At 44.5% G+C, this 16,554-nt stretch carries 15 protein-coding genes; 12 read left to right on the forward strand and 3 right to left on the reverse strand.

The window, feature by feature from the left end; all coding sequences use genetic code 11:
* The first annotated feature begins 15 nt into the window (after positions 1 to 15).
* From EDD68_RS08320 to EDD68_RS08330, 3 genes are read left to right on the forward strand one after another with little or no spacing between them, the layout of a single operon-like run.
* The gene (locus EDD68_RS08320) at positions 16 to 1,764 is read left to right on the forward strand and encodes a thiamine pyrophosphate-binding protein (RefSeq protein ID WP_132371789.1); all 1,749 of its coding nucleotides are present in this window, start codon (positions 16 to 18) and stop codon (positions 1,762 to 1,764) included.
* Between the two features lie 2 nt (positions 1,765 to 1,766).
* A complete protein-coding gene (locus tag EDD68_RS08325) occupies positions 1,767 to 2,696 on the forward strand; it encodes a bile acid:sodium symporter family protein (RefSeq protein ID WP_132371790.1) in 930 nt (309 codons plus the stop codon).
* Positions 2,693 to 3,685 carry an SDR family oxidoreductase gene (locus EDD68_RS08330; protein ID WP_132371791.1) on the forward strand — a complete coding sequence of 331 codons (993 nt, stop codon included), beginning with the start codon at positions 2,693 to 2,695 and terminating at the stop codon, positions 3,683 to 3,685. The genes EDD68_RS08325 and EDD68_RS08330 overlap by 4 nt, the downstream gene beginning before the upstream one ends.
* Positions 3,686 to 3,741: 56 nt before the next feature.
* Here EDD68_RS08330 and EDD68_RS08335 read toward each other — a convergent pair whose 3' ends face one another.
* Positions 3,742 to 4,227: a Dps family protein gene (locus EDD68_RS08335; RefSeq protein WP_132371792.1), complete on the reverse strand. Its 486-nt coding sequence runs from the start codon at positions 4,225 to 4,227 to the stop codon at positions 3,742 to 3,744.
* Positions 4,228 to 4,551: 324 nt separating this feature from the next.
* Here EDD68_RS08335 and EDD68_RS08340 point away from each other — a divergent pair, with 324 nt between their 5' ends.
* Positions 4,552 to 5,037 (forward strand): PaaI family thioesterase, encoded by a 486-nt coding sequence (locus EDD68_RS08340; RefSeq protein ID WP_132371793.1) that lies wholly within the window; start codon positions 4,552 to 4,554, stop codon positions 5,035 to 5,037.
* Positions 5,038 to 5,432: 395 nt separating this feature from the next.
* Here EDD68_RS08340 and EDD68_RS08345 read toward each other — a convergent pair whose 3' ends face one another.
* Complete coding sequence (locus tag EDD68_RS08345; protein WP_132371794.1) at positions 5,433 to 6,926, reverse strand: potassium/proton antiporter; 1,494 nt, start codon at positions 6,924 to 6,926, stop codon at positions 5,433 to 5,435.
* Positions 6,927 to 6,939: 13 nt separating this feature from the next.
* Complete coding sequence (locus EDD68_RS08350) at positions 6,940 to 7,494, reverse strand: tyrosine-type recombinase/integrase (protein ID WP_132371795.1); 555 nt, start codon at positions 7,492 to 7,494, stop codon at positions 6,940 to 6,942.
* Between the two features lie 313 nt (positions 7,495 to 7,807).
* On the opposite strand from EDD68_RS08350, the gene EDD68_RS08355 reads away from it, so the two are divergent.
* The 8 genes from EDD68_RS08355 to EDD68_RS08395 all read left to right on the forward strand — a co-directional run bounded on the left by EDD68_RS08355 (position 7,808) and on the right by EDD68_RS08395 (position 16,477).
* Positions 7,808 to 8,926 carry an NAD(P)/FAD-dependent oxidoreductase gene (locus EDD68_RS08355; RefSeq protein WP_132371796.1) on the forward strand — a complete coding sequence of 373 codons (1,119 nt, stop codon included), beginning with the start codon at positions 7,808 to 7,810 and terminating at the stop codon, positions 8,924 to 8,926.
* 206 nt (positions 8,927 to 9,132) lie between these two features.
* Entirely contained in the window at positions 9,133 to 10,545 is a 1,413-nt protein-coding gene (locus tag EDD68_RS08360; RefSeq protein ID WP_132371797.1) for a glycoside hydrolase family 18 protein, read from the forward strand.
* A gap of 325 nt (positions 10,546 to 10,870) precedes the next feature.
* Complete coding sequence (locus EDD68_RS08370) at positions 10,871 to 11,650, forward strand: redoxin domain-containing protein (protein WP_243646806.1); 780 nt, start codon at positions 10,871 to 10,873, stop codon at positions 11,648 to 11,650.
* Positions 11,651 to 11,857: 207 nt separating this feature from the next.
* On the forward strand, positions 11,858 to 12,865 hold the full coding sequence (locus EDD68_RS08375; protein WP_132371800.1) for an ABC transporter substrate-binding protein: 1,008 nt from the start codon (positions 11,858 to 11,860) through the stop codon (positions 12,863 to 12,865).
* Between the two features lie 43 nt (positions 12,866 to 12,908).
* The gene (locus EDD68_RS08380) at positions 12,909 to 13,727 is read left to right on the forward strand and encodes an ABC transporter ATP-binding protein (RefSeq protein WP_132371801.1); all 819 of its coding nucleotides are present in this window, start codon (positions 12,909 to 12,911) and stop codon (positions 13,725 to 13,727) included.
* 4 nt (positions 13,728 to 13,731) lie between these two features.
* Positions 13,732 to 14,367: a nitroreductase family protein gene (locus EDD68_RS08385; protein WP_243646807.1), complete on the forward strand. Its 636-nt coding sequence runs from the start codon at positions 13,732 to 13,734 to the stop codon at positions 14,365 to 14,367.
* Positions 14,368 to 14,414: 47 nt separating this feature from the next.
* Entirely contained in the window at positions 14,415 to 15,464 is a 1,050-nt protein-coding gene (locus EDD68_RS08390) for a FecCD family ABC transporter permease (RefSeq protein WP_132371802.1), read from the forward strand.
* The gene (locus tag EDD68_RS08395) at positions 15,464 to 16,477 is read left to right on the forward strand and encodes a FecCD family ABC transporter permease (RefSeq protein WP_424399162.1); all 1,014 of its coding nucleotides are present in this window, start codon (positions 15,464 to 15,466) and stop codon (positions 16,475 to 16,477) included. Before EDD68_RS08390 ends, EDD68_RS08395 begins: the two co-directional genes overlap by 1 nt.
* The last annotated feature ends 77 nt before the right edge of the window (positions 16,478 to 16,554 follow it).

The following is a 16,554-nucleotide window of genomic DNA, read 5'->3' on the forward strand; positions in this document are numbered from 1 at the left end:
CAGGGGTGGTTGTGAATGGCAGAAATGACTGGTGGAGAAGTCATTGCAAAAATGCTAAGTTTAGAAAAAGTGGAAACGGTGTTTGGCATTATCGATGGGACGTATTTCGGATTATATTCTAATTTTGAGAAATACCATATTGATCTGTTGACACCGCGCCATGAAACGAGTGCTGCCCATATGGCCGGTGCTTATGCCCGGGTAACAGGGAAATTAGGTGTATGTATGGCCAGTAACGGCCCTGGTGTTGCCAATATTTTGCCGGGTCTGGTCGTGGAACAGGCCGAGGGAAATCGGGTGCTGGTGATTACCAGCTCAAGGAGAACCGGCATTATGTACCCGGACCGGGGAGGAACCTATCAATGTTTCCATCAGACAGGGGTCATCAAGCAGATAGCCAAATGGAGTGAAACCGTTCCGTCCTTTGAGCGGATACCAGAACTGATGCGGACGGCATTTCGGAAATGTTATGAAGGACGACCTGGAGTCGTTCATATTGATGTTCCTGAAAATATATTAAACTCTAAATTTAAATGTGACATAGATTTTCTTGAACCACATCAATATCGGTTAATGGATTTCCCCGAACCATCCAGGCATCAGGTGGAGGCAGCAGCTGATTTGCTGATCAATGCTGAATTTCCCATCATCCATGCCGGAAGCGGTGTGATTCATGCACAGGCCTATGAAGAGCTGGAACAGACAGCAGAACTGTTGCAATCGATGGTCACCACAAGCTGGGCGGCCCGGGGAGCTTTTCGGGAAAGCAATCCTTTGATGATGCCGATGATTTATATTGAAACGAATAACAAGATGCGCAATGAGGCAGATGTTGTTCTCGTGCTTGGCTCACGGATTGGGGAAACGGACTGGTGGGGGAAAGCACCTTACTGGAAGGCTGATCAGAAAGTCATTCAGGTGGATATTGATCCATCCATTATTGGTGCCAACAAGCCTGTCACTCAGGCGATTCAGGCAGATGTGAAAACGTTTTTGCAAAAACTAAAGGAGGTGCTCCTGGAGCGGAAAGAACAGATCAGATATTCAAGCCGGAAGACCCTGATTGACAAGTTTTTAGCAGATAAAGAAAAGGCAAGAAAAAAATTGGATCAAAACTTAAGTGAATGGGATGCACCGATGAACCCCGCCCATGTCCCAGCTGTATGTAAGGAAGTATTTTCAGATGATACGTATATGGTCATCGATGGAGGCAACACCGCGATCTGGACTAATTTTTATTATGAAATTGAAAAACCCGGATCCGCCATTTCCACTTATAAATTTGGCATGCTCGGGGCCGGGGTAGGACAGGCCATCGGTGTGGCTGCAGCCAATCCGGATCAACCCGTACTGTGTATCATCGGTGATGGAGCCATGGGGTTCCATCCGCAGGAGATTGAAACCGCTGTTCGCAACAATCTGCAAGTCGTTTATGTCGTCATGTGCGACAAGCAATGGGGTATGGTGAAAATGAATCAGCATTTCGCCTTAAAGCCTTTTAAAACGATTGTGAAGAAAACGTTAAGCCCGGAAGAAAGCATTAATACGGATTTAGAAAATATTCAATTTGACAAACTGGCGGAAAGTATGGGGGCATATGGGGAATACGTCAATGATCCGAAAGAGCTAAAAGGGGCACTGGAGCGGGCACTTGAGACCGGAAAATGTGCGGTGATCCACGCTGAAGTTGATCCGGTCAAGCATATGTGGGCGCCAGGTTTAAAATATTTTAAAGATATGCATCAGGAACCAAAGGGTAAGTAATCATGGGAATTGATCAGGTACAATTAAACTTCAGTCCGGCCACCCTGATGATGATGAACATTTTAATCGGATTTATTTTGTTTGGTGTGGCACTGGACTTAAAGCCGTCTGACTTTAAGCGCGTGCTGGTGACCCCGAAGCCCGCCTTGATCGGATTAAGCGCACAGTTTCTTTTGCTGCCGGCTTTTACGTATTTGCTTGTGATAATCATACAACCCCTGCCCAGCATTGCATTAGGAATGTTTTTGGTTGCCGCCTGCCCGGGCGGAAATCTTTCGAATTTTTTAACCTATTTAGGGAAAGGAAATGCTCCATTATCCATCACGATGTCCGCCATTTCAACAGCCCTGGCCATTGTGATGACACCGCTGAACACCATGCTCTGGGGTTCATTATACAAACCGACCCGTGATTTATTGCGGTCGTTCAGCATCAGTCCGGTTGATTTGTTCGTGACCATTGTGATTTTGCTGGGAATTCCCCTTGCGTTCGGCATGTATATCCATCACCGATATCCGGACTGGGCGAAAAAGGCCAATAAATGGATGAAACGCTTTTCCATTGTCTTTTTTATTCTGTTTGTACTTGGTGCATTAGCTGCGAATGTTAACTATTTTCTGGAGTATGTGGGCATGGTAGTAATCGCAGTATTTTTGCATAATCTGACGGCGATTTGTCTTGGTTATTTTTCATCACGGGCCTTTGGATTGCCCGAATCGGACAGGCGGGCCATTTCCATTGAAATCGGGATTCAAAACTCCGGGCTGGGACTGATTTTGATTTTTAACTTTTTTGATGGACTGGGAGGAATGGCCATTGTAGCGGCCTGGTGGTCCATCTGGCATATTATCGCCGGCTTGACACTCGCGGGATTCTGGTCCAAAAGAGAGCCGAAACCCAATATTCCAGTAAATGGAGGGCTGTCCACATGAATATTTTTATCACAGGAGCATCAGGGTATATTGGCCATTTGCTGGTCAACCGTCTGATCGAATTAAACAGGGAACGCAAAGAAAAGTGGAAGATTGTTGCTGCCGATATTCGGGATACGCCCACGTTTCAAGCAGGGGAAGAAGTCGAGTATGTTCAGCTGGATGTTCGTTCGGATCAGGTGGAAGAGGTCATCAGAACCAATCATATCGATACCGTAGTCCACCTGGCCACCATTGTCACCCCCGGGAAAAAAAGCAACCGGGAATTTGAGTATTCGGTTGATGTAAAAGGAACGGAAAATGTGCTTCGAGCCTGTGTGAAACATCATGTCAAACGATTTGTGATCACATCCAGCGGGGCGGCCTATGGCTATTATCCGGACAACCCGGAATGGATTACAGAAGATCAGGCCCTGAGAGGGAATGAGGAGTTTTCCTATGCTTATCATAAAAGGCTTGTTGAGGAGATGCTCGCTTCCTACTCCGAGGAATATCCGGAGCTTGAACAGGTGATATTTCGGATCGGCACTATTTTAGGAGAAACCGTTAATAATCAGATTACCGCTTTGTTTGAAAAAAAGGTGATGCTGGGAATTGCGGGTTCGGACAGTCCCTTTGTTTTCATCTGGGATCAGGATGTGGTGGAATGTCTGGTTCAGGGAATAACGGAAGAAAAAACCGGGATTTTTAATGTAGCCGGAGACGGAAAACTGACCATTGATGAGATCGGAGCGATTTTAAATAAAAAAGTCCTGAGGCTCCCGGCATGGCTTGTAAAAACGGGTTTGTTTGTCCTGAAGCGGTTATCCCTGACGCAGTACGGGGAGGAACAGGTGAATTTTCTCCGTTATCGTCCTGTTCTCGACAACAAGAAATTGAAAACGGAATTTGGGTACACGCCCCGATTAACATCCAGGGAAGTTTTTTTATATTATCTGGAGAAAAAAGGTTTGATCAATGCTCAAGAGGCCAAGCGATTTACAGCATAACACAAAAACCAGTTATGAATATCTGTCATAACTGGTTCTTTACCTTCTTTGATGAGCTATTCCTTTGTCAAATAAGCGCTGAACAGCCAGTGCTGTTTTTCATAGTAAGATAGGGCATCCTCAATGAACCCGCCGGTGTAGGTGCTATCCACATTCTGGCTGATTTCCCTCAGTTGGGCGATTAGCTTCCGGAGGTCTTTAACGACGATGCTTGCAACTGTAGGGCCATTCAGATCAACGTTGCTGGGCAATTCTTTAATGGTTGCCAGTTTTAAGGCCTCCTTTAGCGACCCTACCGGATAGAAGCCAATCATTTTAATCCGTTCTGCAATTAAATCAATCTCCACAGCCACATGCTCATAAAGCCCCTGGGTTTTTTCGTGGATGTCAAAAAAACTCATCCCGATTACATTCCAGTGAACGTTGTGAAACTTGATAAACAACACTTGAAGATTAGCCAGATATTGATTCATCGCTCTGGCTGCCCGTTCAGCTTCTGCGGGATTGAATCCTATGCTTTGTGGACTCACTTTATAACTCATTCTAAACACCCCTGATTTATTTTCAGTATCGCAAATTAAGCTCTTATATTAGTCTATGTATCAGCGGGAGATGGGTGTAACACCTAAACTTCGTGTTTTCGAATAGCTGGTGCAACCATTCATGTTTCATCGCTTTTCATGCCAGTTGATCCATTTCAGACTGAAATAGTTTATAAAATCATGTCAATTCTTTGTCTCAAATCGAGTTCCATATATAAAATATGTAGAAAAACATAAAATCAGCGAGTTATAGATTTATGGCGAAAAATTACAAACCTTATCCCAAATATGTGTTATAATATGCAGAAAAAAGAGGGGAGAAAGATGAAAGGACAAGTGCAAAAAGGAATTCAGGACTACTATGCTGACGATTTTTCTTATTGTTATGGTTGCGGGCGATTGAATGCAAAAGGTCACCATTTTAAGACGAACTGGGATGGAGATCGTACCGTGACCATTTACCAACCAGAGCCTGAACATACAGCGATTCCTGGCTTCGTATACGGAGGAGTGATTGCATCGCTGATTGACTGTCATGGCACAGGATCTGCCGCTCTTGCGTTACATAGAAAAAACGGGCATGAACCAGGGGATGGAACGGAGCCTCCGAGATTTGTTACGGCCTCATTGAATGTAAACTTTTTAAAGCCGACACCCCAGGATGTGCCACTAAAAGCAGTCGGGACAGTGGAAGAGATTCATCCGAAAAAATGGAAAGTCCATACGGAAGTTTATGCGAATGACACGCTGTGTGCCACAGGTGAGGTGGTAGCAGTTGTCATGCCGGAGAATTTTGTGAAAAAGGACTAATGCAGGGGAGGATGATCCAGCTGCTACACTGGCCCCTGGGGTGCTTCTGTCCTGTTGTGGCGGCAACAGCCTCCTCACAGGTTTCCAGCACTTTCGGGGCCAGACAGTCGCCTCCGCCTTTATTCCTGTCTTTCCGCGGGCACGTCCTGCTTCGTTGTCTACGCGATATTTGGCTCGCGCTGTCCCCGCAGGTGTCTTGCAAATGGACGACGTAAATGATGTTGCAAAGTTGTTCGTCTTTGCCACCGTCTCTTCCTTTTTTAGCCCGGCCTCATTTCGTTTTCTTTTGAGCTTTTTCCCATCCTTTTAATCCAAAGGACTCTAAGCGTCAGCGCAGGTGGTAGGAGTATGTCACTTTCTCAAATATAGCTTGAAAAATAAAGATCTTCCATTGATCATTCACTTCTGTTACTTAACTCCGTTGACGGTTCATTCAAAATCCGCTTCAATTCGTTCTTTTTCTTTTTTGGAACCAGAATATATAATATATCTCCATCTTTCACGTGGGTTTTCCCGGTAGGGGTTACTAATTCATTTTTTCGAATGATGGCATTGACCAGAATATCTTTTGAAAACGGAATTTCCTCAAGGGTTTTCCCGAGTACCGAAGTTTTTTCATTCACTTCATATTCTACAATTTCTGCATTAGCCTTTCCGATTGACACAAGCTCTAACGAATGAACTGGATTGGGTCGGGCCGGCCCAGTTAGCTTCAATTTATTAGCAAGAGGTTTAATAGTTGAACCATTAATGAGAGCAGACGTTAAAACAACGAAAAAAACTACATTAAACATGAGCTGACTGTTTTCAAGACCTGAAGTCAGGGGAAAGGTAGCCAGAACGATCGGAACAGCCCCGCGGAGTCCTGCCCATGACAAAAAAATTTTTTCTTTCATGTCAAAATTCATCTTTAACGTCGATAAAATCACAGCGATTGGCCTTGCCACAGTCATCAAAAGAATAGAAAGTAAGAGTCCTTTATATATGATGTCCAATTGAAAAACCTGACTCGGGAAAACGAGTAATCCCAGAATGATAAACATTAAAATTTGCATCATCCAGGCGAATCCTTCATTAAAACGAAAAATGGAATGGCGATAAGTCAGATCCTGGTTGCCGATGACAAGGGCGGCAATATAGACAGCCAATAAACCGCTTCCTCCCATTAGAGCAGCCATACTATAGGTTAATAAAGCAAATGCCAGGGCAAATACAGGATATAATCCACTGGAATCGAGATTAATGCGATTAATTGAAAAAGATGCCAGCATTCCGAATCCCAGTCCGATGATCATCCCGATCCCCATCTGTACCAGAAAAGAAGTGAGCAGGGTAAAAATACCTTCATGATCAATAAGTAAAAGTTCAATTAATGTCAGGGTCAGAAATACGGCCATTGGATCATTGGAACCGGATTCGGCCTCCAGGGTTGCCGTAAGTCGATTTTTTATATTTTGTCCTTTTAATACTGCAAATACTGCGGCCGCATCAGTAGAACCGACAATGGCACCGAATAAGAAGCTTTCGGCCCAGGATATACCAAGTATCTGTTTCGCTCCTATTGCTACAATGGTAGCAGTAATGATTACCCCAATCGTGGCCAGTGATATAGCTGGCTTCATAACGGGTTTTACGGTTGTCCATTTTGTCTGCAATCCACCCTCAAATAAAATAATGATCAGCGCTAATATTCCAATCAATTGCGCGATATACGGATTATCCAGATAGATAAAGCCAGTTATATCGCTCCCGGCAATCATGCCAACTGCAATAAATAATACGAGTGCAGGGACCCCCATTCGTGTTGAAAATTTAGCCGTCAGTACTCCGGCAATCAGGAAAAGACCGAGTAAAAGAACTGTAGAATCTGGACTAGTTAATCCTGGCATATTCAATCACCTCTTAAAGTCTCACGTCTATAAGCGGAACGTGTTTTTCTTCCTTTAGGACCCCGATGTATCGCAGGGTCTCTGATGGGGTAGCATGATGAAATCGTTCCTGAAGCAAAGATATTGCCACTCCCTGACGGTAGGCATGATATCCAAAGGTTTTTCTGAGAGTGTGGGTGCCTATGTTTGCTTCAACTCCGGCTTCGCAGGCGGCTTTTTTAATGATTCGGTAAGCCTGCTGCCTGGTAAGGGGCTTAGAAGGGCTATTGGAAAAAAATAAATAGCTGTCAAAAGAAATTTCGGTGTGATCTAGAAAATGAAGAAGGGCATCTTTTACAGAAGAATTTATGTATATTGGAGACTTTTGATCTTCCGCTAATAAATAAGTTTTTGGCGTCAAATTTTCAGTCAGGATATCTGAAACCGTCAATCTAAGAAGAACACTAATTCGAAGTCCTGTATTAATGCCAAGGGTAAACAACAAATAGTCTCTACAGGAGTGTTTTTTTAAATACCGTTTCATGTGTCTGATATGTTCAATATTCCGAATCGGATCAACAAAGTTCATGTTTTCCTCCTCATGTTACATATTACATGTTAATAATAATATTATGTAACATTTTGTGTTGTTATGCAATGAAGGTGCTTACGGTAAAATAAATGACAGAAAAAATTCTATGAAAGACATGCTTTAGAATCAGTTCATACTAAGCAAAAGATGCAGCTGGTCAAGCAGATGGGTGATTATGAAATCCTTGTTTCATTTACTGCGGGGTAAAGTTTATAGGACGTCCTATTAGAAAAAATGGTGAATTCGTTTAAAAAACAGAAGATGTCCTGTACAATAACTGTAGAAAATGAATAGAGAAAAGGTGTAAAACATGACTCGTATCATCGTAGTAGGTGCAGGAATTTTAGGAGCGGCAGCAGCTTATCATTTAGCAAGAGAAGGGGGCGAGGTTACTGTAATCGACAGAAATGACCCGGGTCAGGCTACTGATGCAGCAGCCGGTATGATCTGCCCCTGGCTGTCCAGACGGAGGAATAAGGCCTGGTATCGGCTGGCCACATCCGGTGCCCGATACTACCCGGAATTGATTGCAGCACTGGAAGATGAAGGGGAGCAAGATACAGGTTATAAAAAAGTGGGAGCTCTTCGGTTACATACGGATGAAGAGCGGGTAAGGTCGCTGGAGGAACTGGTAAGAACGAGGAAGGAGACGGCTCCGGAAATCGGAGACATTACTTGTATGTCCAGGGAAGAAACAAAAAGGCTGTTTCCCCCTCTGGCGGAAGGCGACTATATGTCCCTGCATATTACTGGCGCAGCTCGGGTAAATGGAAGGGCACTCCGGAAGGCCATATTACGTGCGGCAAAGAAACAGGGTGCTTCATATATTCAGGGAAATGGGGAACTGATTGCGGATGGAAACAGAGTCGCTGGCGTGAAAGTTAATGGCGAACAGATCAGCGGGGATCAGGTCATTGTGACAGCAGGTGCCTGGGGAAAGGAAATTCTGGAACCTATTGGGTTAACGTTTTCAGTCGTTCCCCAGAAGGCCCAGATTCTACATTTAAGGCTGGAGGAAACGGACACCGATAACTGGCCTGTGGTCATCCCGCCCCAGCATTATTATTTTCTTCCTTTTGAAGATGGACGGATCATCGCGGGTACAACTCATGAAGACGGTAAAGGGTTTGATCTGCGGCCAACCGCCGGAGGAGTCGGAGAAATTTTAGAAAAAACCTTAGCAGTAGCACCGGGTCTTGGAGACAGTACGCTGCTGGAGACGAGAGTCGGATTTCGTCCCCATACTCCGGGATATCTTCCGGTATTTGGCTATGCTCCGACCTATACAAATTTAATCGTTGCCAATGGCCTCGGCTCCACCGGATTAACGGCCGGACCATTTTTAGGATTGGAGATAGCCAGACTGGCTCTTGGAATGAAAACAGAGCTGGATCCCGCTGACTATGACATCACCCAGGCCTTTCAATAAAAAGATAAAGCCGATATATAGTGGCTGTTACCTGTCGAGAAATCGTTACGGAAAAACCGCATTCCTTCAGTGATTTCGGAAGAGAATGCGGTTTTTTTACAACTGCCTGACAATCGACAGATGACAGGCATCGTTCTCTTTTCATATTGGGACAGAGGGGGTGAATATACTGTTATGATTGATTTCGTTTGAGGAGGTACCGTTTCATGTTTATCCATGTAGTGGAGAGAGGAGATACATTGTGGACGATCGCAAACCGATTTGGAGTCAACGCTGCTCAAATTTCCAGCATCAATGAACTTCCCAATCCCAATAAGCTGGTTCCAGGTCAATCCCTCGTCATTCCAACTCCAGACCGTCAGCATATCGTTCGTCCCGGGGAAACCCTCTGGCAGATTGCCCGGCAATATGGCGTAACCGTAAACACGATCGTGCAGGCAAACCAGATGTCGGACCCTTCCATTATTTATCCGGGAACCCCGCTAATCATTCCTCCCAGGATCCATGAGGTTCAGCCTGGAGAAACGTTATGGCAGATTGCCCGGCGTTATGGAACAACTACCCGGTCGATCATCAATGAAAACCGGATTCAGAATCCAGACCTCATTTATCCAGGTACACGTCTGATCATTCCTTTTCCAAATCCCGCCATTGATGTCAATGGTTATCTCATCAATATGGGGAATGAAGGAGCTCAAATCATTCGACAGAGAGGAGAGTATTTAACCTATTCTTCGCCATTTGCCTACATTATTCAGGCAGATGGAGGACTCACCTCCATCAACGACAACCCCATGATTCTGGCTTCCTATAATCAACAGGTTGTCCCCATGATGTCCATCACCAACTTTACGTACCGGGATCCAGGTTCGCAGCTGGCCAGTACGATACTGGCAAGTCCGGAACTTCAGGAACGTCTGCTTACCAACATGATCCGCGTGATGAGGGAAAAGGGGTATCTCGGCTTAAATATTGATTTTGAAAATGTGTATCCCCGGGACCGGGAGCGGTACAATCAATTTTTGCAGCGTGCGGTTGACCGCCTCCATCCGGAAGGGTATTTTGTTTCCACTGCACTCGCTCCAAAAACCCGTCCGGATCAGCCTGGCCTCCTGTATGAAGCACATGATTATGCCGCCCATGGAAGGATGGCTGATTTTGTGATCTTGATGACCTACGAATGGGGATATCGGCTGGGGCCGCCACGTGCCATTTCGCCCCTTGATCAGATACGGAGGGTTATTGATTTTGCTGTATCCGTCATGCCAGCTGACAAGATTTTTATGGGCTTTCAGCTGTATGCCCGCGACTGGCTCCTCCCCCATGTTCAAGGTCAGGAAGCGGAAACGTTTGATATGCAGGAAGCCGTCCGGCGGGCTGTTCGATATGGTGCTGAGATCCAATACGATACAACCGCTCAGTCCCCGTTTTTCCGTTACACCGATGAACAGGGGCGTGCCCATGAGGTATGGTTTGAAGATGCAAGAAGTGCACAGGCCAAATTTGATCTGGTCAAGGAGTATGGCTTGAGGGGAATCAGCTACTGGGTTCTTGGCTATCCGTTCCCGCAAAACTGGGCTTTATTGCAAGACAATTTTCAGATTCGAAAACGGGTATAAAGAGCATGTTACATTTACTGCTTCATTTCGGTGGAATGATCAAGAACTCTCAATTCTGAACGTGGCAGTTCAGGCGATTTCAGCAGGAATACTGCCGAAGAAGATGGGAAAAACGGCTGAGTCCCTTGAAAACCACAAGGAACCAAACCTTCCATATGCATTTACTGAAATCAACCATAGTCTTCGGACTTTAAACAGGATTCTCCATTCATCTGCTGTCATTCTCATCATTTTAATGTCTGTGAAACCTTTTTAAAGAGGAAGTTTTCGAATTTGCCAAAAAAGGAATACGTGAAGTAGAAACTATTTTGAGAGGGAGGTAACCATGTTACGGAAAACGATACCGGATGTTCAGCTGCCCGATCTAAATGGAAATCAGGTTTCCATACGGGATTTCCGGGGCAAAAAGACGCTGATTTTTATGTGGGCCAGCTGGTGACGCTGCCGGAATCATCTGCCTGGATGGCAGAAATTTTATGAGAAGTATAAGGATAAAAATTTTCAGATTCTGTCAGTATCAGTGGATGTTCAGGGCCCTGAAGCAGCAAGACCTTACGCGGAAGACAGACCTTTTATAACGGTTGTGGATGCTGAAAATCAATTAGCGAACTTCTTTGGATTTAAAATTGTTCCCAATGGAATTTTTATTGACGAGGAAGGCAACATTCGAATGATCCAGCAGGGATTGTATGTTTCCAATGAAGAACATACGGATGCCGTCAAACAGCTTATAACTGAAGAAGCAGAGACAGTGGAACTGGATGATGCGTATTACAAGCCAGCCCGGCAGATCAGTGATTTAGAAAAGCAGCTGGCACAGACAAAATTTAAGCTGGGTATGGAATATGTGCATAACGGAAAAAAAGATCAAGCTTTAAAGGAATTCGATGAGGCACTGCTGCTCGATCCGGATAATTTTTTAATTCGAAAACAGCGCTGGTATATTCGTTATCCGGAAAAATTTTCTCCTGCAATCGATATCGAGTGGCAGCAAAAACAGCTGGAAAAGGAACGAGCGGAAGAAGCGAAGAAACAGGGGGATATGATTTGCGGTCCGGAAGGCTGTGTGATACCAGGAACGGACCCGAATCAGACAAAAGAGTAAAGTAGGACAGCTATCATCAGGGGGCAGATGTCCCTCTGATTTTTTTGTCATGAAGAAAATAAATCAGAAAACGTTTCCCGGTTGTAATATATAATCTCCTTAAATGAGAATCATTTTCAAAAAAAGATAGACAGATGCAATCATTTTGTGATAACATTTTTAAATGAAAATGATAATGATTCTCAATGTCAACCGGGAGGGGTATATATGAATAGAAAGAAAGGCCTTATATTTTGGAGTATCATTAGTCTATTATTCCTTCTGCTGCTGTCAGCCTGTGCCGGCGAAACAAACGGCGAAAATGAAACAGCAGATTCCAGCGAAAAAACATCGGATTCCAATTCTGATGGTGATTCTGCATCAGATGATGAAACTAGAGTTATTGAAACAGTCAAAGGGGAAGTGGAGGTTCCGGCGAATCCGAAACGTATCGTGACGGATCTATATCTCGCCGATTTTCTCGCACTTGGGGTTAAACCAGTCGGAGCCAATGAATGGTCTCTTCGCAATCCATTTATTGAGGACCAGATTGATGGGATTGAAGATATAGGTGCACCGATCTCCGTTGAAAAAGTTTTGCAGCTTCAGCCCGATCTAATTGTTGTGCAATCAGATGAAAACTATGAAAAATTAAATCAAATTGCACCGACAATTGTGATTCCTTACGCTTCTGAAGGAGATTTTTACGGAGAGCTCCGAAAAATCGCTGAAATTATCGGCAAAGAACAGGAAGCAGAAGACTGGATTGCTTCGTTTGAAGAAAAGGCAGCCGCTGAACGGGAAAAAATAAAACCTTTTATTGAAGAAGGCGAAACTTTTGGAATCTATGAAATTGCGGATGAAAAAATTTATATTTTCGGGGATAACTGGGGCCGGGGAGGTCATGTGCTTTACCGGGCATTACAGTTAGATCCGCCAGCACTAATGCAGGAGCTAATCGGAGAGGGCACTCAGTATAAAGAACTTTCTCTTGAAGCATTGCCTGGATACGCAGCGGATCACATGTTTATTACCACTTATAATTCTCAGGCCCAGGGTCCAGATGAAGAACTATTTGAAAAAATGAAATCTAGTGCGGTCTGGAGCAATTTGGATGCCATTAAGAACAATCAGGTATATCTCATGAACTTCCTTCACATGTATTATGCTGACCCATATTCATTAGAAGCTCAGCTTGAGCTGATGGTGGAAAAAATCACGGGCAGCCAGGAGTGATCAGGTGGCTATAGGTAATCCCATTTAAGCTGGAGGCGATGGCATGCATAGTTTACAGGGACAAAACGTAACCGTTTCCTACGGTACGTCAACGATTATCGACCAGCTCAATATTGACATTCCCAGGGGGAAGATTACGACCATTATTGGTCCGAACGGGTGCGGTAAATCCACACTCCTAAAATCTATGGCCCGCATTATGAAGCCAGATGGAGGAACGATTTATTTAAATGGAAAAGAGATCTTAAAACAATCTACAAAGGAAATTGCCAAACAAATGGCCATTCTTCCTCAGACACCTTCTGCTCCCGGCGGATTAACCGTCTACGAACTCGTTTCGTATGGGCGTTTTCCCTACCAGAAAGGTTTTGGGAAATTAACAGCCAGGGATCGGGAAATGATTGATTGGGCCCTTGAAATTACCGGGACCATTCAATTCAAGCATCGTTCGGTCGATGCACTTTCCGGCGGTCAGAGGCAGCGGGTCTGGATTGCCATGGCACTCGCCCAGGAAACCGAATTGATTTTACTGGATGAGCCTACAACTTATTTGGATCTTGCACATCAGCTCGAAATTCTGGAAATCCTGTACTCGTTAAATCGCAGGGAACATCGTACCATTGTCATGGTTATACATGATTTAAACCATGCTTCCCGATTTGCTGATTACATTATTGCCATGCGTAATGGCAAAATATTGACCAGCGGTAATCCCAATGAAGTGATGACAAAAGAACATTTAAGGGAAGTATTTCACATTGATGCTGAAATTGTTCAAGATCCCCGTTTAAACAAACCGATTTGTTTAACGTATGACCTGATCAATCAGGATGAACAAAAACGAATTAAGCTTGGAGTGTAAGGTTATGATGTCTGAACTTGAATCGATTATCACTTCCCGCCGTACCATTCGAATTCCGAAAAGCGATCCAATCGACCTTGAACGGGTGTATGACATTTTAAAAAAGGCTTCATTTGCTCCTTACCACAGCAAAGTTGAGCCCTGGTCAGTAACCATTGCATCAACGCTGGAAGAACATCAATATTTTTTGAAATGTGTATTTGAAAGCTATGAACGCAACCAGATTCTTGCAGATTATTCTGATGAAAAGGTCAAAAAAATCAAGGAAGCCTATGAGAAAGTCATGCTCCATACACCTGTCAGCCTTATTGTGGCTACAGATGTTTTTCAAGATGAAAAAAAAGATCTGGAGTCCATTTGTGCTACATCAACGTTTATTCAAAATATCCAGCTGCTGGCCTGGCAGAAACAAATTGGTGCGGTGTGGCGTACCAATCCTTATATTCTGGATGATCAATTCAGGGACGCTTTTGGTATAGCTGCATCGAAGCGGATTATAGGTACGGTTCACTTAGGCTATTTTGACCCGGATGAAGTACCTGAACCTAAAAAACGGCGTCCCCTACATGAATGGATAGGAAGAGTGGATGAAACACGGGAATTCAGCACATATGCAGCCAATGACGAAAGGTTCAAGTAACAGGACTGACAGACGCATATGCTGATCCAGTGAAGGAAGGTATTTATATGAGCATCAAGAAAAGAAAAGATGAACATGGAGAAAACATACAGGTCATTGAAAAGAAAGCAGGAAAGACTTATTTCTGGTGGTTTCTGATTGGTTTCCTGGTTTTGTCAATATCCGTGTTTCTGTCCATTTCTCTTGGAGTGGCCAGTATTGATCTTCCTGTCCTATGGGAAAGCCTGTTTTATTTTAATCCCGAATTAACAGAACACCAGATTATCCGGGATGTGCGCATTCCAAGAACGATTGCCAGTGCACTGACTGGAGCATTTTTAGCTATTTCAGGCTCGATTATGCAGGGAATGACAAGAAACCCACTCGGAGACCCATCGATTATGGGTGTTACCAGTGGTGCTGCCTTTGCCATCGCTGTCAGTTTTGCTTTTATTCCTGGTTTATCCACCACATCCTTGATGACTGCCGCATTTTTAGGGGCTTTGCTGGGTGCATCACTGGTCTTTGGGGCAGGTGCCCTGTCCAGAGGAGGGTTAACCCCTGTTAAACTGGTGTTGGCAGGTGCTGCTGTAAGTGCACTTCTTACATCCCTTTCTACAGCTATCTCGATTCATTTTGACGTTGCCAAAGAAATGAATTTCTGGTTTGCTGGCAGTTTTTCCAGTGTAAAATGGGTGTACGTATATCCCATGGTGATCATTGGTGTGATCGCCTTTGCCCTATCGATGATCATTGCCAGATCAATAACCGTGCTGAGTTTAGGGGAAGAAGTGTCTAAGGGGCTAGGACAGCGAACGTTAATCGTCAAAGTGACCGGAGCCCTGGTTATTCTGGTTATGACAGGGATGTCCGTTGCTGTCGCCGGAGTCATTAGCTTTGTCGGACTGATTGTTCCCCACATCGCCCGAATGTTAATCGGAGTGGACTACCGGTATATCATTCCCTTTTCCGGTGTCCTCGGTGCGATTTTGTTAGTCGTTGCAGATATTGGGGCGCGTATGGTCAATCCACCATTTGAAACGCCGGTTGGAGCCATTACAACTCTCCTTGGTGGTCCCTTTTTCCTATATCTGGCGAGAAGGGAAGGGGGCAAATGATGCAGAAAGAAAACCGATTTTCATTTGAAAGCAAGGTCATCGTCCTGATCGTTCTGATCATCGTTACTTTTTTTATTTCCTTAAATTCGGGTGTGATTCGGTTATCACTTGCTGAAATGGTTCAAACATTATTGGGCAGGGGGACTGACAATCATCATTTACTATTTTTTGATTTTCGGATGCCCAGGATGATTCTATCCATTTTGGCAGGTGCGGCACTTGCGGTTTCAGGAGCTGTTTTTCAGACGATTACCCGGAATGAATTAGCTGACCCGGGGATCATTGGCATTAACGCCGGTGCCAGTGTGGCGATCGTCACCTTTATTTTTTTAACCGGGGGAACCGTTGAGTCACTGAGCCTGACGTCTAAAGTTTTGCTGCCGATCGTTGCCTTTTCAGGAGCTATGCTCTCAGCTGTACTCATTTATGTTTTTGCCTGGAACCGGGGAGTTTCCCCGCTGAGGTTAGTGCTGGTAGGAGTAGCCCTTAATGCCATTTTGTCTGCATTGCTCATTGTCATTCAGCTGCAGATGGAAGCCAACAACTTTATGAAAGCACTCGTCTGGCTTTCGGGAAGTATATGGGCTGCGAACTGGGATTATGTTACGGTAACTGTTCCATCTGTGTTGTTGTTGATTCCATTTGTGATGTGTAAGTCCAGATCACTGAATGTTCTGCATTTAGGTGATGAACTTTCTACTGGGCTGGGAATGCGCGTGGAAAGGGAGCGGCAGCTGTTGATTATTCTGGCTGTCGCTCTGGCCGGTTCAGCTGTTGCCGTAAGTGGCAATATTACGTTTTTGGGACTCATTGCCCCGCACATTGCAAGAAAGTTGGTGGGTCCCCAGCATGAACGGTTGATTATGACCAGTGCGCTCATCGGCGCTTTGTTACTCCTTCTTGCTGACCTGATTGGCCGAGTCATTATTATGCCGTCTGAGCTTCCTGTTGGTCTTGTAGTCTCCTGCCTGGGGGCACCGTATTTTTTATATTTGCTAATGAAATCAGAATAAAACAATGAAGCCTGCTTCCGTTCTATATGGAGCAGGCTTTTTAGCAGAAACGGATCAGTTAACTCTCACCTGAAAAA

The organism is Melghiribacillus thermohalophilus, assembly GCF_004342905.1.
Lineage (GTDB): Bacteria > Bacillota > Bacilli > Bacillales > Alkalibacillaceae > Melghiribacillus > Melghiribacillus thermohalophilus.